At 36.4% G+C, this 19,375-nt stretch carries 15 protein-coding genes, 1 other RNA gene, 1 riboswitch and 1 other annotated feature; all 16 genes read left to right on the forward strand.

Annotated features, from left to right (window positions below; translation table 11 throughout):
- Positions 1 to 41: 41 nt before the first annotated feature.
- The 16 genes from secD (at position 42) to DS745_RS13705 (ending at position 19,366) form a co-directional block, all read left to right on the forward strand.
- Complete coding sequence (gene secD / locus DS745_RS24930; RefSeq protein ID WP_196121263.1) at positions 42 to 1,331, forward strand: protein translocase subunit SecD; 1,290 nt, start codon at positions 42 to 44, stop codon at positions 1,329 to 1,331.
- Positions 1,321 to 2,244, forward strand: coding sequence for a protein translocase subunit SecF (gene secF / locus DS745_RS24935; RefSeq protein WP_196121265.1), 924 nt, complete (start codon positions 1,321 to 1,323; stop codon positions 2,242 to 2,244). Before secD ends, secF begins: the two co-directional genes overlap by 11 nt.
- 129 nt (positions 2,245 to 2,373) lie before the next feature.
- The gene (locus DS745_RS13640) at positions 2,374 to 3,273 is read left to right on the forward strand and encodes a cation diffusion facilitator family transporter (RefSeq protein ID WP_129078881.1); all 900 of its coding nucleotides are present in this window, start codon (positions 2,374 to 2,376) and stop codon (positions 3,271 to 3,273) included.
- A gap of 107 nt (positions 3,274 to 3,380) precedes the next feature.
- Entirely contained in the window at positions 3,381 to 3,695 is a 315-nt protein-coding gene (locus DS745_RS13645) for a LapA family protein (protein WP_129078784.1), read from the forward strand.
- A gap of 63 nt (positions 3,696 to 3,758) precedes the next feature.
- On the forward strand, positions 3,759 to 6,104 hold the full coding sequence (gene recJ / locus DS745_RS13650) for a single-stranded-DNA-specific exonuclease RecJ (RefSeq protein WP_129078785.1): 2,346 nt from the start codon (positions 3,759 to 3,761) through the stop codon (positions 6,102 to 6,104).
- A gap of 37 nt (positions 6,105 to 6,141) precedes the next feature.
- The gene (locus tag DS745_RS13655; RefSeq protein WP_129078786.1) at positions 6,142 to 6,657 is read left to right on the forward strand and encodes an adenine phosphoribosyltransferase; all 516 of its coding nucleotides are present in this window, start codon (positions 6,142 to 6,144) and stop codon (positions 6,655 to 6,657) included.
- Positions 6,658 to 6,899: 242 nt separating this feature from the next.
- Entirely contained in the window at positions 6,900 to 9,077 is a 2,178-nt protein-coding gene (locus tag DS745_RS13660; protein ID WP_421721820.1) for a RelA/SpoT family protein, read from the forward strand.
- Positions 9,078 to 9,092: 15 nt separating this feature from the next.
- A complete protein-coding gene (gene dtd / locus DS745_RS13665) occupies positions 9,093 to 9,533 on the forward strand; it encodes a D-aminoacyl-tRNA deacylase (RefSeq protein WP_129078787.1) in 441 nt (146 codons plus the stop codon).
- An 87-nt stretch (positions 9,534 to 9,620) separates the two neighbouring features.
- Entirely contained in the window at positions 9,621 to 9,797 is a 177-nt protein-coding gene (locus DS745_RS13670; RefSeq protein ID WP_129078788.1) for an RNA polymerase subunit sigma-70, read from the forward strand.
- A 69-nt stretch (positions 9,798 to 9,866) separates the two neighbouring features.
- Positions 9,867 to 10,107, forward strand: a binding site (T-box leader).
- 239 nt (positions 10,108 to 10,346) lie between these two features.
- The gene (gene hisS, locus DS745_RS13675; RefSeq protein ID WP_129078789.1) at positions 10,347 to 11,621 is read left to right on the forward strand and encodes a histidine--tRNA ligase; all 1,275 of its coding nucleotides are present in this window, start codon (positions 10,347 to 10,349) and stop codon (positions 11,619 to 11,621) included.
- Positions 11,622 to 11,633: 12 nt separating this feature from the next.
- Positions 11,634 to 13,421, forward strand: a complete 1,788-nt coding sequence (gene aspS / locus DS745_RS13680) for an aspartate--tRNA ligase (protein ID WP_129078790.1) — start codon at positions 11,634 to 11,636, stop codon at positions 13,419 to 13,421.
- 187 nt (positions 13,422 to 13,608) lie between these two features.
- A riboswitch (SAM riboswitch) is annotated at positions 13,609 to 13,764 on the forward strand.
- Positions 13,765 to 13,863: 99 nt separating this feature from the next.
- Positions 13,864 to 15,114 (forward strand): homoserine dehydrogenase, encoded by a 1,251-nt coding sequence (locus DS745_RS13685; RefSeq protein ID WP_161568266.1) that lies wholly within the window; start codon positions 13,864 to 13,866, stop codon positions 15,112 to 15,114.
- A gap of 91 nt (positions 15,115 to 15,205) precedes the next feature.
- A non-coding RNA gene (gene ssrS, locus DS745_RS13690) (6S RNA) lies at positions 15,206 to 15,383 on the forward strand.
- A 196-nt stretch (positions 15,384 to 15,579) separates the two neighbouring features.
- Positions 15,580 to 16,341, forward strand: a complete 762-nt coding sequence (locus tag DS745_RS13695; protein ID WP_129078792.1) for a tRNA threonylcarbamoyladenosine dehydratase — start codon at positions 15,580 to 15,582, stop codon at positions 16,339 to 16,341.
- A 356-nt stretch (positions 16,342 to 16,697) separates the two neighbouring features.
- Positions 16,698 to 18,485 (forward strand): L-lactate permease, encoded by a 1,788-nt coding sequence (locus DS745_RS13700; RefSeq protein WP_129078793.1) that lies wholly within the window; start codon positions 16,698 to 16,700, stop codon positions 18,483 to 18,485.
- A 161-nt stretch (positions 18,486 to 18,646) separates the two neighbouring features.
- Positions 18,647 to 19,366 carry a (Fe-S)-binding protein gene (locus DS745_RS13705; RefSeq protein WP_129078794.1) on the forward strand — a complete coding sequence of 240 codons (720 nt, stop codon included), beginning with the start codon at positions 18,647 to 18,649 and terminating at the stop codon, positions 19,364 to 19,366.
- Positions 19,367 to 19,375: the final 9 nt, after the last annotated feature.

Consider the following 19,375-nt stretch of genomic DNA (forward strand, 5'->3'; position numbering starts at 1 on the left):
TTTAATACATAGAGAGAAGTAAATAAGGAGGCATTTGGAAAATGGTTAAAAAAGGTCGTATTGCAGCTTTTTTTCTTATTGTAGCTCTACTTGCAGGCTTAGTTGCCACAACGGTAATGGATGTTGCAAAAGAAATTAAGCTAGGCTTAGACCTTCAAGGTGGATTTGAAGTCTTATATGAAGTTCATCCTGCTCATGAAGGTGATGTAATAGATGATGAAGTATTAAAAAGCACGGTAACAGCGTTAAATCAAAGGATTAACGTAATTGGTGTTTCTGAACCAAACGTGGCCATTGAAGGTGAAAACAGAATTCGTGTTCAATTGGCAGGAATCGAAGATCAACAAGCTGCCCGCGAGCTTCTTTCTACCGAAGCGCAATTATCATTTCGTGATGTAAATGACAATTTAATGCTAGACGGTGCTGATTTAAAACAAGGTGGAGCGAATGTAACCTTTAGTGAAACAAACCAACCTTGGGTAGCTGTTACTTTGAATAGCGCAAGTCAGTTTGCTGACGTCACAAGACAGGTATTAGGAAGTCAGCTTGTTATTTGGATGGATTATGAAGAAGGCGACTCTTTCATGGAAGAAGTATTAAAGCCTGAAAGTGAGAGGAAATTCATTTCGGCCCCAAGTGTAGATGAAGTTCTAAATACAACAAATGTTGTTATACGAGGGACATTCACGTTAGAAGAAGCACAATTTTTAGCAGATGTTTTAAATGCAGGTTCTCTTCCTGTCAAACTTGAAGAAATGTATTCTAATTCTGTTGGTGCAGCGTTAGGTGAAAAAGCGATGGAAATGACGATCTACGCTGGATTTATTGGTGTAGCATTAATTTTCCTTTACATGTTAATTTACTACCGTTTTATGGGGATAATTGCAGTAATAACATTATCGTTTTATATCTACTTAGTATTGGTTATCTTTAATTGGATGAATGCAGTCTTAACATTACCAGGGATTGCAGCGTTAATCTTAGGAGTCGGTATGGCTGTTGACGCTAATATCATCACCTATGAGAGAATTAAGGACGAGCTAAGAACTGGGAAAACAACGATGTCAGCTTTTAAAGCAGGGAGCCGTCGATCGTTATCAACAATTCTTGATGCAAATATTACGACTATCTTAGCTGCATCGGTATTGTTCTATTTTGGAACAATGGCGGTTCAAGGATTTGCGGTTATGTTAATCGTCAGTATTCTAACAAGTTTCTTAACAGCAGTTTACGGTTCACGTTTGCTATTAGGTCTATGGGTAAATAGCCGAGCATTAAATAAAAAGCCACGTTTGTTTGGAGTAAAGGAGAGTGAGATCAGTGAACTTTAATTTTGGAAATTCAAACCTAGATTTTGTAAAACATCGTAAAAAGTTCTTTCTTTTCTCAAGTCTGCTTGTCATTATAGGAGCTATTCTTCTATCAACAATCGGTTTAAATCTAGGAATTGATTTTGAGAGTGGAACAAAGATAGAATTACTTAGTAGTGAAACGTTAACTACTGACCGAGTAAATGAAGAGTTTGCTTCAATTGGTTTAACACCAGATAGTGTTCTTCTAGCAGGTGATCGAAGTGAAATGGCCTATGCTTCTTTTATTGGAGTGCTCTCACAAGAAGATATTATTGCAGTCCAACGGCATTTTCATGCTTCATTTGGTGCAGAACCCAATATTAGTACAGTAACTCCTACAGTGGGAAGAGAGTTGGCAAGAAACGCATTTTATTCTGTGATCTTCGCTTCAATCGGAATCGTTATATATGTAACGATCCGTTTCGAACTGCTATATGGGGTTGCGGCAATTGTAGCATTATTACACGATGCATTTTTTATTCTTACAGTGTTTAGCATCACGCAAATGGAAGTAAACTTACCATTTATCGCGGCAGTACTAACAATTGTAGGTTACTCAATTAATGATACAATCGTTACATTTGATAGGATTAGGGAAAACATGAGCTATGAGAAAAAAATAAGAGGCTTTGAAGATCTAGCTCGTGTTGTTAACAAAAGTTTAGTTCAAACACTAGCACGTTCAATTAATACTGTACTAACAGTAGTTTTTGCTGCTGCAGCATTACTCTTATTCGGTGGTGAAGCCATCCGCACTTTTGCCTTTGCTTTATTAGTGGGATTAGTTGCGGGAACGTATTCTTCTCTATTTATTGCCGCACAGCTATGGTTAGTATGGAAAAGTAAAAGTTTAGAAAAAAATCGCTTTAAAACAGCTGAGAATGAAGCATAATAGTAGTAACATAAACCGTGGTTATGGAACCACGGTTTATTTTTACTAAAATAACCTAGGATGACGGTTTATTCTTTTTTGAATAGGATATTTATTTAGTAAATGAATACAAATGAAATAGGTGATGGCATGACAGAAGTAAAAGATGAACGATTTCAAAAGGTTCAATTTGCGGCATGGGTTGGAATTATTGGAAACATTATCTTAGCTATTTTAAAAGGAGTCATTGGTTGGATGGCAGGTAGTAGGGCACTAGTTGCTGATGCGGTCCATTCTGCTTCAGATGTAGTGGGGTCAGTAGCCGTTTTAATTGGCGTACGTGCTGCAAAACTCCCCCCAGATGAAGATCATCCCTATGGGCATGGGAAGGCAGAATCAATTGCTGCCATTATTGTATCGGTTTTATTATTTATTGTCGGGGTTGAGATTGCACTGTCTGCAATAAAATCTTTTAGTGAGCCTATTGAAGTTCCTGGGATCATTGCTATTTATGCTGTAATCTTTTCCATTGTGGTTAAAGAATTAATGTTTCGTTATAAGTACAATTTGGGTAAAAAGTATCGTAGTGAAGCTTTAATAACCGATGCTTGGCATCATCGATCAGATGTATTTTCTTCCATCGCTGCATTAATAGGTATTGGTGCTTCTATCATTGGTGGGCATATTGGTATTTCCTGGTTAGTGTATGCGGACCCACTTGCTGGTTTATTTGTCTCGATTTTAATATTAAAAATGGCTTGGAGTCTTGGAAAACAATCAATCCATAATGCAATGGATCATGTTCTTCATGACGAAGACACTGTAGAAATGCGTGAAACAGCTCTAAGTGTAGAGGGAGTTATGAAAATTAATGAATTCTTAGCAAGAGAACATGGTCACTATGTCATAATTGACCTAAAAATAGCTGTTAACCCCCATATAACAGTTGAGGAAGGTCATGCAATTGGTAAAAAAGTAAAAGAAGAGCTGATAAAAATAAACCATGTTCATGACGTCAGAGTTCATATAAATCCATACTCGGAAAATTGATAATTTTGAATTTGTATATTGTGTTTTTTTCTTCGAAGCTTTACCAGAAGTAATTACAATTCATAATTCATAATTCACAATTCAAAATTTATAAAGGGGGAAGAGAAATGAAAGGACAATGGGGATTAATTATTGGTTTAATTGTTGCCTTGATTATTACAATTTTTGCGGTAATAAATATGGATATGGTAACAGTAAATTATATGTTTGGTACTGCTCAATGGCCTCTTGTGATCGTCATTATTAGTTCAGTTTTAATGGGTGCAATCTTAGTTGGTGGAGTCGGTCTTTATCAATTCTACAAGCTGAAGTCACAATTGAAAAAATTGCAGATTGAAAATGATGAACTAAAAAACAAGAGTGGATCTCCTTCCAAAAAAACTATTGAGAAAAAACAGGAAATTAATACAAAAGAAAATTAGCATTCATGAATTGCCACACCCTCTAACCTCTTGTATACTAATAAGGTTGGGGGTGTGGTATTTATGTTAAGATCGAAAAAGAGATGGAAGGTAGAAGGAAAAGGCCATTCATTAGAGCAACAGTTTGTCACTGAATTAAAAATATCACCACTCGTGGCAAATTTATTATTAAATAGAGGAATTGCTTCAGTTGAAGAAGCACGTAACTTTCTATATATTGAAAAGTCCGAGTTTCATGACCCCTTTATGTTGAAAGGGATGAGGGAAGCGACAGAACGCATTCATCAGGCTATTGAAACTAACGAAAAAATCTTAATCTTTGGAGATTATGATGCAGATGGCGTGAGTAGTACAGCAGTAATGGTACATACTCTGAAGCGTTTAGGAGCAAATTTTGACTTCTATATTCCGAATCGTTTTACAGAAGGCTACGGTCCGAATGAACCAGCACTTAGGAAAGCAAAAGAAGAAGGGTATACGTTAGTCGTAACTGTTGATACAGGTATATCAGCTGTACATGAGGCAAATGTGGCAAAAGAAATAGGTTTAGATTTTATTGTAACTGACCACCATGAGCCACCACCGATCTTGCCTGATGCTCTGACAATCGTAAATCCAAAACAACATGACTGCTATTATCCGTTCAAAGGATTAGCGGGAGTTGGCGTGGCCTTTAAGTTATCGCATGCCTTATTAGGACAAGCACCAGAAGACCTGTTAGATATTGCTGTTATTGGAACGATTGCAGATTTAGTTCCCCTTGTTGATGAAAATCGTCTTATTGCCAAAAAAGGTATTAAGGCATTAGAGAAAACAAATCGCCCCGGGTTACAAGCATTGAAAAAGATAACAGGAATTGACGATAAAGAACTGAATGCTGATCATGTTGGTTTTAGTATAGGTCCAAGAATAAATGCTGCTGGGAGACTCGCATCTGCTACTCCGGCAGTGGAGTTGTTAATCTGTGAAGATAAGACTACAGCTGAACAACTTGCATCTGAAATTGATGAACAGAATAAAGCTAGACAAGGAATTGTTAACGAAATAACTGAAGAGGCCGTTGCAATGGTAGAAGAACACTATGCATCAATAGAAGATCATAAGGTGTTAATTGTTGCAAATGAAGGCTGGAATGCAGGCGTTATTGGTATTGTTGCCTCAAGGTTAGTTGAACGCTACTATCGTCCAACAATTGTCATGACAATTGATAAAGAAAAAGGTCTTGCTAAAGGTTCGGCTAGAAGTATTGAAGGTTTTGATATGTTTAAAAATTTATCAGAATGTCGTGATATTCTTCCACACTTTGGTGGTCATCCGATGGCAGCTGGTTTAACAATGAAGGTAGAGGATGTCGACTTGCTTAGGATGCGTTTAAATAGTATTGCAGGTGAGGTATTAACCGAGGCAGATTACATCCCCATTACAAAAGTTGATTTAGAAGTTTCTTTGCCAGAGGTCACTCTTAAAGTTATTGAGGAAATGAGTTTACTAGCTCCTTTTGGAGTTAGTAATCCTACACCGAAAGTAATGGTCGATGGTGTAAGCTTGGCACAAATGAAGAGAATTGGTAGCGAAGAGACACATTTAAAAATGCTTTTAGAGCAAAATGGGAACACTATTGATTGTGTTGGTTTTCATTTTGGATATCTCTATCAAGATATTTCAATGGCAGCTAAGATTTCAGCCGTAGGTACTCTTTCTATTAATGAGTGGAATGGCCACTGTAAACCGCAAATGATGTTAGAAGACGTGGCAGTAAATGAATGGCAATTATTCGATTGTCGTGGTAGTAAAAGTATGTCTAAGTTTCGCCACTTACCAGCCGAAAAAGTTGTCTGTGTATATTTCGATGAAGCAACATTAGGTTTATACAACATTGAAGATCAATATACTTGTGTACACGTTCCCTTCGAGTCTGAGTTGCCAAGCCTTGAGTTGACAGGTAAATATTTATTCTTTCTAGATTTACCCTATGAGAAAAGACAAATTGAAATGCTGTTTAAACGAGAACAAAAGCCAGAACGTATTTATCCAATGTTCTATCATAGTGAAAATCACTTTTTTACAACGATTCCATCACGAGATCATTTTAAATGGTTTTATGCATTTCTAACAAAAAGACAGACTTTTGACTTAACTAAGCATGGAGAACAACTAGCTAAGCATAAGGGTTGGTCAAAAGACACAATTGATTTCATGGTTAAGGTGTTTTTTGAGTTGGAATTTGTTACAATAAAAAATGGACTTATTTCCCTTTCTACAAGTATCGAGAAAAAAGACCTACAACATTCAAAAACGTATAAACGAAAACAAGAGCAAGCAAGTTTAGAAAACGACCTCTATTACTCTTCATATAACGAATTGAAACAGTGGTTCGAACATATATTTTCTGAAAATCTTGTCACATAATCTTGTCGGCATTTATTAATTAGGAGGAACAGTAAACATGGATTTTAAAGAATTTATTACAATTGTCCCAGATTTCCCGAAGGAAGGTATCAGGTTTAAAGATATTACAACCCTGATGCAAAACGGAGAAGCTTACAAAAAAGCAATCGATGAGATGGCAGCATTTGCAAAAGATAAGGAAATTGATGTTGTCGTTGGACCTGAAGCTCGTGGATTTGTTGTAGGGTGCCCTATTTCTTATGCATTAGAAATAGGCTTTGTTCCTGTTCGTAAAGCAGGAAAACTTCCGCGTGAAGTAATCAAAGTTGAGTACGGTTTAGAGTATGGAAAAGATACTTTAACCATTCATAAAGACTCAATTAAGCCTGGTCAACGAGTGTTGATTGCTGATGATCTATTAGCAACAGGAGGCACAATCGAAGCCACAATTAAAATGGTAGAGGAACTTGGTGGAATTGTAGCAGGGATTGTGTTTATGATTGAGTTAACATACTTAGACGGTCGCGAACGACTTGGGAAATATGATGTTTTCACATTAACACAGTATTCATAAGAAACCCTATATATCTTTACACGTAAGTGCGCTCATAATGGGCGCTCTTTGTTAATAAAGTGTAGAATGTAAAATGTATAATTTAGAATTTTCGAGTCACTGCTTCTAAAGTAATGCTCTCATCATTTTACATTCTACATTCTACATTTTTCATTCTGAAAAAGTTCTCCCTTTACATCATGATAAAATATAACGATAATAGAGAGAAATAAATTAAAGGCTGTAAGGTGATGGTGATTCCATTGATCGAACAAGTATTAGAAAAAGCACGTACTTATCTTTCCGATAAAGACGTCGAGTTTTTAAATAAGGCTTATGAGTTTGCAAACAAAGCTCATGGCGAACAATACCGTAAGTCAGGGGAGCCCTATATTCTACATCCTATTCAAGTTGCAGAAATCTTGGTTGACTTAGAAATGGATCCTGACACTGTTGCTGCTGCATTTCTGCATGACGTTGTTGAAGATACTGAGGTATCGTTAGATCAGTTACGAATCGAATTTAATGACGAAGTAGCAATGTTGGTAGATGGAGTCACAAAGCTTGGGAAGATTAAATATAAATCTCAAGAAGAGCAGCAAGCCGAAAACCATCGCAAGATGTTTGTAGCGATGGCTAAAGATATTCGCGTTATTTTAATTAAGCTTGCCGACCGTCTTCATAATATGCGTACGCTTAAACATTTACCTGCCGAAAAGCAAAGAAGAATAGCAAATGAAACGTTAGAAATATTTGCTCCTCTTGCTCATCGCTTAGGTATATCTACCATTAAGTGGGAACTTGAAGACACAGCGTTACGTTACTTAAATCCGCAGCAATATTATCGAATTGTCAATTTGATGAAGAAGAAACGGGCGGAACGTGAGGAATATATTAATGAGCTAGTTAGCAAGATTAATGAGCGACTAGATGACGTTGGTGTGAAAGCAGATATACATGGTCGTGCAAAGCATATCTATAGTATTTATCGGAAAATGGCTCTTCAAAACAAGCAATTTAACGAAATTTATGATTTACTAGCTGTCCGAATTATCGTCGAAAATATTAAAGACTGTTATGCAGTTTTAGGTGTTATTCATACCTGCTGGAAACCAATGCCAGGTCGTTTTAAAGATTATATTGCAATGCCAAAAGCAAACATGTACCAATCTCTTCATACCACTGTTATTGGACCAAAAGGAGAGCCTCTTGAAGTGCAAATTCGCTCGGAAGAAATGCACAAAATTGCTGAGTTCGGGGTAGCTGCTCACTGGGTTTATAAAGAAGGGAAAACTGTCTCAGATGGAAAATCTGTAGAAAAGAATATGACCTGGTTTAGAGAAATACTCGAATGGCAAAATGATACAAATGATGCCCAAGAATTTATGGAGTCTCTCAAAATTGATCTTTTCTCCGATACTGTATTTGTTTTTACACCAAAAGGTGATGTTATTGAATTACCTGCCGGTTCAGTACCTTTAGACTTTGCTTATCGTATTCATACTGAAATTGGAAACCGTTGCATAGGTGCCAAAGTAAATGGGAAAATGGTGACCTTAGATCATCGTCTGAAAACAGGTGATATCGTCGAAGTACTGACATCAAAACATTCCTACGGGCCTAGTCAGGATTGGATCAAGATTACTCAAAGTTCTCATGCCAAAAATAAAATACGGCAATGGTTTAAAAAAGAGAGACGTGATGAAAACGTCGCTAAAGGTAGAGACCTTGTTGAAAAGGAAATTAAAAAGCACGGGATTGAACCTAAAGAAGTTCTAACAAATGAAAATATAGAATTGGTAGCAAATAAGTTTAACTTTCAAGGCGAAGAGGATATGTATGCAGCTGTTGGGTATAACGGGATAACAGCTGCACAAATTGCCACTAGGTTAACTGAGAAAATCCGAAAAAAACGTGGACAAGAGTTGGAAGATCAAGCATTGTCTGAAAGAGTCTCGGATATTAAGAAATATACACCGACGAAGAAAACCAGTATTGGTGTGAGAGTTAAGGGAATTGACAATTTGTTAATCCGACTATCAAAATGCTGTAATCCTGTCCCAGGCGATGACATTATTGGCTTTATCACAAAAGGTAGAGGCGTTTCTATTCACCGTGCTGATTGTACAAATGTCATTACTGATGATGCTCAGACCAGACTACTCCCAGTTGAATGGGAAGGAAATAATCTTGAAACAAAAAACTACAATGTGGATATTGAAATTACAGGATATGATCGTCGAGGTCTTCTTAATGAAGTTCTTCAAGCTGTCACAGAGACGAGAACAAATATCAATGCGGTTTCAGGAAAGTCTGATAAAAATAAAATGGCTACCATTTTAATGACGATCTCTATCCATAATGTTGACCATTTACAAAAAGTTGTTGATAGGATTAAGCGGATCCGTGATATATACTCTGTTCGTAGAATTATGCACTAAAAGGGGTTAAGTAGAGTGAGAGTTGTTGTTCAAAGGACAAAACAAGCTAGTGTTGCTGTTGATGGAAAAACTGTTGGCGCAATTGACTTTGGCTTTATGCTTCTTGTAGGGATTACACATGAAGATACGGTAGATGATGTGGCTTTTCTAACAGATAAAATTGTAAATCTACGTATATTTGAAGATGAAAATGAAAAAATGAATTTGTCTTTGCTAGATGTAGGTGGACAAATTTTATCGATCTCTCAATTCACCTTATATGGTGACTGTCGTAAAGGAAGAAGACCGAACTTCATGAGTGCGGCTAAACCAGAACTAGCTGAAAGACTCTATGACCTGTTTAATGAGAAACTACGTGAAAAGGGAATTAAGGTGGAAACGGGGATTTTTGGTGCAATGATGGATGTTCAGCTTATTAATCATGGTCCTGTAACGTTAATTGTAGAAAGTAAATAATAATGTACCCTAACTTTTCCAAGTTAGGGTTTTTTATTTTAAAAACTGGACATGATAAAGGGAAAAGAGTTTGAAAGGAAGTCGATTATGAGAGCAGGAAGTAAACAATCAGGGGTAAACAATGGACATCATCAACTCATTGGAGTTGACTTTCATGATTTTATTCAAAAAGAGCAAAATAGCACAAATTTTGAGTTGGCAGAAGAATATGGAATTTCTTTAAGGTCAGTTAAAGACCTAAAAAAGAAGTTAGCAAGAAATTAAATATTATTTCTATATTGACAACCGTACTGTTAGTTCGTATGATAGAATACAACGATTAACATAATATTTATATAACCATTGAGGGAGCACAGTAGTTAAGATCTTACGTGGTAAGAGAGGAAATGTCGTGGCTGTAAACATTTCTCCATGTACTTAATGAATGAACACTCCTTAGGTTTTTCCCTGAACAAAGATTTTTTATTGATTAGTAGGGGGAAACGTTACAGGCGTTAACTGTTTAAAGTGGGATCTTTTTCTAATAAAGATCCAATTAGGGTGGCACCACGGGATTTAAACTCTCGTCCCTGATATATTCGTTATATCAGGGATGGGAGTTTTTTGTATTGTTAAGGCTGTTTTTGCAAAAAAATGTTATCTTCAAATCAAATAGTAAAGGCATTTCACAAGGTTTGGCGGGCATCTATTCTAACCTTTAAAACTGAGTAGTAACCAAAATACTTATCTATTTGTTGAACAACCACAAAGTTAACGAAAAGAGCCATTGTTATAAAAGAGTACATAGATGTTTAGATACAGGAGGAGTTTACTATGAATTTCAAAATACCGCGCGGCACACAAGATATATTGCCCGGGAAAGTAGAACTTTGGCAATATGTAGAAGAAAAAGCAAGAGATCTTTGTCGAAGGTACAATTATAAGGAAATCCGAACACCAATCTTTGAACAAACAGAATTATTTATGAGAGGTGTTGGGGATACCACGGATATCGTCCAAAAAGAAATGTACACATTTGAAGATCGTGGTGGTCGTAGCTTAACTCTAAGACCAGAAGGAACGGCATCTACGGTTAGATCTTTTGTTGAAAATAAACTATTTGGTAATCCAATTCAACCAACAAAGTTATATTATATTGGTCCTATGTTTCGCTATGAACGTCCACAGTCAGGGAGAATGCGTCAGTTTGTCCAATTTGGAGTAGAAGCATTAGGAAGCTCTGATCCAACGATAGATGCAGAAGTGATTGCCTTAGCGATGGAGTTTTATCGTGAGTTAGGATTGAAAAATTTAAAACTTGTCATCAATAGTCTTGGGGATACGGAAAGTAGAAATGCTCATCGTGAAGCACTTGTTCAACATTTTCAACCTAGAATTGAAGAGTTTTGCTCAGACTGCCAAGCAAGGTTAGCCAAAAATCCATTGCGAATTCTGGATTGTAAAAAGGATCGCGATCACGAACTAATGGCTACAGCACCTGCCATCCTAGATTATCTAAATGAGGAGTCTACAAACTACTTCGAAAAGGTAAAAAAGTTATTAACTGATATGGGGATTAGTTTTGAAGTAGACCCAAACCTTGTTCGTGGTTTGGATTATTATAATAATACTGCTTTTGAGATTATGATTGATGGTGATGGATTTGGATCTATTACAACACTTAGTGGCGGTGGTAGATATAACGGATTAGTTCAAGAAATTGGTGGACCTGAAACACCAGGAATAGGTTTTGCATTAAGTATTGAACGCCTGCTAATGGCGTTAGAAGTACAAAATATTTCATTGCCTGTTACTGAAAAAATCGATTGTTATGTGATCGCCTTAGGTGAAGAAGCAAAGCTCGCAGGAGCGAATATTAGTTTTAAGTTAAGACAGGCTGGTTTCTCGTGTGATCAGGATTATCTAGACAAGAAAATGAAAGCTCAAATGAAAGCTGCTGATCGTTTTCAAGCTACCTATGTCTTAATTATTGGAGATAGTGAATTAGAGCAAAATGTTGTTGTCGTAAAAGAAATGGCTACAGGTGAACAACAAGAGGTAGCATTGGATCAAATTACGGATTACTTACTAGAGAAAATGAATTTATAGGGGGTATTAGTAGTGATTGGAAGAACACATAAGTGTGGAGATGTATTAGAAACAACAATAGGCGAAAAAGTTCGTTTGAAAGGGTGGGTGCAAACTCGTCGTGACCTAGGTCAAGTTATTTTTATTGATTTGCGTGATCGTTCTGGTATTGTACAAGTAGTATTCCAACCAGAGACATCAAGAGAGGCACTTGAAATTGCTGACAAAATCCGTAGCGAATATGTAATCGATATCGAAGGAACAGTTTCTGCGCGAAATGAGGCGACAGTTAATCCTAAGATGAAGACTGGAAAAGTTGAAGTACTGGCAACAAAAATTGAAGTCCTTAATAAATCAAAAGCTTTACCATTTCAAATTGAGGACTCAACAACGGCTTCAGAAGACGTCCGTCTTAAATATCGCTACCTTGATTTAAGACGTCCTGAAATGCAAGAAACATTTATGTTACGTCATAAAACAACAAAATTAATTCGTGATTTTCTAGACAACAATACATTCTTAGAAGTTGAAACACCAATGCTTACAAAGAGTACGCCAGAAGGTGCACGTGATTATTTAGTTCCAAGTCGTGTTCATCATGGGGAATTTTATGCCTTACCACAGTCACCTCAAATCTTTAAGCAATTATTAATGGTTTCTGGCTTTGAGCGTTACTACCAAATAGTTAGATGTTTCCGTGACGAGGATCTACGAGCTGACCGCCAGCCTGAATTTACTCAAGTCGATATTGAAACTTCGTTCATGGATAAAGAAGATTTATTGGCGATGATGGAAGAAATGATGGTTAAGGTTATGAAAGAAGTCAAAGGATTAGATGTTCAAGCTCCTTTTCAGCGATTAACGTATGATGAAGCAATGAATCGTTACGGGTCAGATAAACCAGACACTCGTTTCGGAATGGAACTTGTCGAGTTATCACATATTGTTAAAAATTGCGGCTTTAAGGTGTTTACTTCAGCTATTGAGAACGGTGGAATTGTCAAAGGTATCAACGTGAAAGGTGGAGCTTTAAAGTATTCTCGTAAAGAGATCGATGACTTAGCAAAATTTGTTGCAATTTATGGAGCAAAAGGACTTGCCTGGCTGAAGGTTGAGGAAGATGGTTTAAAAGGTCCAATTGTGAAATTCCTTTCTGAAGAAGAGCAAACGGAAATGCGCTTAGCTCTTAATGCTGAAGTTGGAGACCTTCTATTCTTTGGGGCTGATAAAAAGAAAGTTGTATTTGATAGCTTAGGAGCACTACGTTTAAAGTTTGCGAAGGAATTACAACTAATCGATAAGACTCAATTCAATTTCCTATGGGTTACTGAGTTCCCGCTATTGTCGTATGATGAAGAAGCTAGTCGCTATGTAGCTGAACACCACCCATTTACTCGACCAGTTAAAGAAGACGAAGAGCTACTTACTTCTGCCCCAGAAAAAGTAAGAGCAGAAGCTTACGATTTAGTTTTAAACGGATATGAGCTTGGGGGAGGTTCACAACGTATTTATGAACGCGGGCTACAAGAAACAATGTTTAAAGCATTAGGTTTCTCTGATGAAGAAGCACGGAACCAATTTGGATTTTTACTAGAAGCCTTTGAATACGGAACTCCTCCACATGGTGGGATTGCACTTGGATTAGATCGTTTGATTATGTTGTTAGCAGGAAGAACAAATCTACGTGATACAATAGCATTTCCAAAAACCGCTAGTGCGAGTTGTTTACTTACAAACGCTCCAAGTGGCGTTAGTGAAGCACAGTTAAAAGAACTAAACCTATCAGTGCTTCCTAAAAAAGAAGAGAAAATAGAAGCGTAATTAATATGAATGTAAAACGTAAAATGTAGAATTACTTGGTTGGTTAATCACTAAAAAACCAACAAGAAAATTTAACATTTTATGTTTTACATTTTTTTCTTTTCATGCTATATTATTTTTACGTGAATTTTGAAGCTTTGAAATAATTTTACTATTTAAAAAACTAATGGCTGTAAAAAAATAAATATACTTATCAAGAGAGGCGGAGGGACTGACCCTATGAAGCCCGGCAACCTGTTAAGGTTATCTTTGGATAACCGTAGGGAGATTGTAAATACAATCTTCACTTATTTAACAAGGTGCTAATTTCAGCAGAGCTACTATTAGCTTTGGCAGATAAGTGAAGGAGTTAAAAACCTTTCCTTATCTGGAGAGGTTTTTTTATTTTGTAAGATTAGTCGTGCGGAAATTTTCAACTTGGAATGTTAAGGAGATGGTCTCGTTGATCAAAATTGGCTTATTAGGGTTTGGTACAGTAAATTCAGGGGTGTACGAGGGTATTACAGATACGTTAAGTTATTTAGAACAGCTATTAGGAGATTCCGTGTCTGTAGAGAAAATCCTGATAAGAGACAAACAAAAATATAGTAATAATTCTAATGATGAGTTACTAACAGATGTAGCTGATGACTTTTTCAAGCATGAGTATCATGTCGTTTTTGAAGCGATGGGTGGGGAGCAACCAGCACTAGATTATGTAACGTTTTTGTTAACAAAGAGAATTCCTGTCATTACAGCAAATAAGGAGCTAATAGCTAAACATGGTTCAAAACTTGAGAGTTTAGCAAAGAAGTATGAAACATTCATTGGTTTTGAAGCAACCGTTGCTGGTGGTATTCCAATTATTAATACGCTTAAAAGTCAGCTACAATGGACCTCCGTTGAAAAGGTGTCAGGAATTTTGAATGGAACAACCAATTATATTATCACAAGTCTACAAGAAGGAAATCGGACATTTGAAAGTGTTTTAAGAGAAGCTCAAGAACTTGGCTTTGCAGAAGCGGATCCGACCTCAGATGTAGAGGGGTATGATGCTCTATATAAGTTACAAATTCTCTGTAGGCTTTGTTTTGGTTCGTGGCCAACACCAGAACAATTCCAAAGAACTGGTATGTCTCACTTAAAGTCCTGGCATTTTAAAGCAGGTGACTATTTTCAGTTGAAATTAAAGTACATTGCTGAAGCATATTATGATGGTCATGAAGTAAAGGGATCTATTTCCCCTACTTTTGTTGAGGAGAAACATCCATTATCTTCAATTATTAACGAGAACAATGGAATCTTTTTGCAAGGAGATTGGTTAGGGAACTTTGTTGCTTCTGGACCAGGTGCAGGTAAAAAACCAACGGCAACAAGTATGATTGAAGATTATCTTCACCAGCTTCAGAACAAGACTTTTAAACAAACGCCCATTAAAAGAAAGGTTGTAAATCATGTAGATACTAAGGAATATTTAGTTTTGTATGATATAGCGAATGAAAAAGAAATTTACCAATTCCTAAAATTAGTAACCTATCGAGTAGATAAAGTAGTTCAGTTTGAAAATAAAGAAAAGGTAGCAATGTTAATTACAGCAAATCAACTACTACCTTCAATCAAGAGCGCTGATCAACCCGTTGACATTTTTCCAGTTTTACGAGTAAATACAAAGGTTGAAAAGTTTACCGTTGAAACGCAATTAAAAGCGTTATAATCAAAATTTGTCGAATTTGCAAATTTTAGTGGAATTCACCTCGTAAACTTGAATTCAAAAAAAAATCGTGATATGATAAAAACAACAAATGAGCATCCTGAGGTGTTAGTAGGATACTATAAGTTTTGAGCCAACATTTTTAATAAGGGAGCCTGAAGTTTTAGTTTGGCGTGCAAGCCTTCTCGAGAGGAAGTACTAAGAAATAAACAAGGCACCCACCTGCCGAGGCAGGTTCAAAACTATGTGTTTTACGGCATTTTGGGGCTCTAATTTCTTTTGTTTATGACCAACCTAGGAAAATTTCCTAGGTTTTTATTTATTCATAGGCTAGGAACAGAACTTCTAGTCCGAGGGTATAGACAGGTCTTAAAAAGGGAAATTTACAATTTATACAGCATATGATATATTTTTATTCGTGAGTGTAGATTTCCTATTGATTTAATAGGATTTGGAAGGAGAATAAACATGTTACATCAGTTTTCCAGGAATGAACTTGCCATCGGTCATGATGGTTTAAACATTTTAAAAAATAGTACTGTTGCTGTATTAGGAATTGGAGGAGTAGGTTCTTTCTCTGCAGAGGCTCTTGCACGTTCTGGAGTAGGGAGACTTGTGTTAGTCGATAAAGATGATGTTGATATTACAAACGTAAATCGCCAAGTACATGCCTTGCTATCGACAGTCGGTCAGCCGAAAGTTGATTTAATGAAGGCTAGAATTGCCGATATTAATCCTGAATGTGAAGTGATCGCTTTAAAAATGTTCTATACAGAAGAAACCTATGAATCATTCTTTGAGTATGGGCTTGATTTTGTTGTTGATGCTTCTGACACGATTTCATACAAAATCCATTTAATGAAAGAATGTTTAAGAAGAAAAATCCCTATCATCTCAAGTATGGGTGTCGCAAATAAAATGGACCCAACTAGACTAAGAATTGCAGATATCTCTAAAACAACTTATGATCCTATTGCAAAAGTTATCAGAACAAAATTACGTAAACAGGGCATACATAAAGGGATAAATGTTGTATTTTCTGATGAACAACCCATTAAAATTCGTGAAGAAATTAGAAAAGAAATTGTTTCGAAGGCTGCTGAAGAAGGTCAAATTAGAAAAGCAAAAATGCCACCATCATCAAATGCATTTGTCCCTTCAGTTTCTGGACTAATTATGGCAGGGCATGTTATTACAACACTGCTAAAAGACATCCACATTGAACGATAATAAAAAAATGTTGAATTAGTAGGAATTACTAATCCAACATTTTTTTTATTTACTGTTATTGTAATTTATTGTTTTTGTTTCAGATCCAGAATTGTACTTTAACCCAAATATTCTGGTAGTTTTGTGCTTAATTTTTTTATATAAGTATAAATTAGTTTAGTAGCCACAGTTTTTATGAACATTCTATTGATAAATTTCAGAACCTTTCATATAATGAAAGCACTTACATAAGTCATCTGATGACCTTAAGATTTGTTATCACTAAACTGGGGAGTTTAGATTATAAAGGAAACTTATAGGGTGCTATGTTGTTAGGTTATCAGATGACCGTATGAATTTTTCTAGGGGGAATTAAGTTGGGGACAGGGTTATTAGCTATTATTGCATTAGTACCAATTTTATCTGTATTACTTTTTTTGGTCATCTTAAGGTGGCCAGCTAGTCGAGCAATGCCAGTATCATTTTTGGTAACTGTTACAGTTGCACTATTTGTATGGAACGTTCCAATAATTCAAGTTTTTGCTGCATCGTTTCGTGGGGTTGTCATGTCTATTGATATTTTACTTATTGTTTTTGGAGCAATTTTACTATTAAACACATTAAAAGAGGGCGGTGCACTAAATACAATTAAACAAGGGTTTACTGATGTATCTCCTGACCGCCGTGTTCAAGCAATCATTATTGCTTGGTTATTTGGTTCCTTTATAGAAGGAGCTTCAGGTTTTGGTACGCCGGCAGCGATTGCCGCACCACTACTAGTTGCAATTGGCTTTCCGGCAATGGGAGCAGTATTGGTAGCATTAATTATTCAATCGACACCAGTAACGTTTGGAGCAATTGGAACTCCAATTCTAGTAGGAGTAAATGGTGCACTAGGTTCAATTGAATCTATAACCAATTTACCGAATACGTTGCTTCAAATCGCAGGGCAAGTTGCAATCCTTCATATGATTGTTGGTATTTTCCTACCATTAGTAATGGTAGCGATGCTAACTAGGTATTTCGGGAAAAATAAATCATTTGCAGAAGGTTTTGCTATCTGGAAGTTTGCAATCTTTGCAGGTGCAGCATTTACTGTGCCGTATGCGTTAATTGCCAACCTACTTGGACCTGAGTTTCCATCACTTTTTGGTGGGTTAATTGGTTTAGCTATTGTTGTCCCAGCTGCTAAAAAGAGATTTTTGTTACCAAAACATACTTGGACTTTTGAGAAAGAAGAAAAGTGGGATCCAGAATGGACTGGTAGTTTAAAAGTAGATACTAGTGATTTTAAAGGTCCAAAAGTTTCGATGGTTAAATCATGGTTTCCTTATGTATTAGTTGGAGTACTATTGGTGATAACACGCCTTGACTTTTTGCCTGTTAAGAAATTCTTACAAAATATTAAAATAGATTATGTTAAAGTTTTTGGAAATGAAAACGGTTTATTTGAAACCGGAATTCAATCTTCACAAACCCCATTTTATTTACCGGCAGCAATCTTTTTATTAGTATCACTTATATGTATCTTGTTATATGGAATGAGAGGCTCTTCATATAATAAGGCAATAAATGGAGCATTCAAGACAACAGTTAGTGCTGCACCTGCCTTACTATTTGCAGTACCTATGGTTCAAGTTTTCATTAACTCAAACGTTGCAACCAATGAATTCAGGGCAATGCCATTTCAATTAGCGGTAGGTGCAGCTGAAGTGTTTGGTGCACAATGGCCAATCATCTCACCAATAATTGGTGCACTTGGAGCATTCGTCGCAGGAAGTAATACAATCTCAAATATGATGTTTGCAGGATTTCAATATAACACAGCAGAATTAATTGGAGTTGGCTCAAGTGCAACAATAATCGTAGCCCTCCAAGCAATTGGTGGAGCAGCAGGTAACATGATTTGCGTACACAATGTAGTAGCCGCTTCGGCTGCGGCTGGTGTTGTAGGTCGTGAAGGTTCGATGATACGTAAAACACTTATTCCGATGATGTACTATGTCCTCTTTGCTGGTTCTCTAGGGTATGTATACTTATATGGTTTGGGTTTCAATATCGGTTCAGTCATCCTATTTGCAGTCATAGGCTTACTAATCTATATGATTATTACAGGCATTAAGAAAAACAAAGAGATGGATATAGAACAAAATAAAGTAGCGTAATTTATTTGTTAAAATACTGTTCCCCAGTCTATTATTTAGTATAATAGTTGGGGAATAGTAATTTATAATGTTGTTTAAAGCGGAATTTAGTAAGTATCGTTTTTTTTATTATCAAAGTCATCAGATGACCTGACTATATTGAATTGCTAGGGGGAAAGTAAATGAAAGTATCGTTGTTTTTAACTTGTTTAGCAGATGTTGTTTACCCAGCCTCAGTTGGTAAAAGTACAGTTGAAATATTGGAGCGTTTTGGCTGTGAAGTAGATTTTCCAAAAAAACAAACATGCTGTGGGCAGCCTGCTTTTAACAGTGGTTATCACCGTGAAACAAAAGAAGTAGCGAAGCATATGATTAATGTCTTTAAAGATGCAGAGTATGTGGTATCTCCATCTGGTTCATGTACAACCATGTTACATGAATATGTACACCTTTTTGAAGATGAACTAGAGTGGAAACAAAAAGCAGAAGATCTTAAAAATAAGTCTTATGAATTAACACAGTTTCTTGTAGATGTCTTAAATGTAAAAGATGTAGGTGCGAAGCTAGAAGTAAAAGCAACCTATCATACTTCTTGTCATATGACTCGATTATTAGGAGTGAAAACCGCACCAATTACCCTTTTGAAGAATGTAGAAGGTTTAAAGTATACGGAGTTGCCTAACAAAGAACAGTGTTGCGGGTTTGGTGGAACTTTCTCTGTAAAAATGCTTCCGATCTCAGAACAAATGGTAGACGAAAAAGTTCAGCATATTACAGAGACAGATGCGGAAGTTTTAATTGGAGCTGATCTTGGTTGCTTAATGAATATCGGGGGTAGAATTAATCGTCAAGGAAAACCAATAAAAGTGATGCATATAGCAGAAGTGTTAAATAGTCGCTAAGGGGGTGTT

Origin of the sequence: Anaerobacillus alkaliphilus (genome assembly GCF_004116265.1) — a bacterium.
In the GTDB taxonomy this organism is placed as follows: Bacteria; Bacillota; Bacilli; order Bacillales; family Anaerobacillaceae; genus Anaerobacillus; species Anaerobacillus alkaliphilus.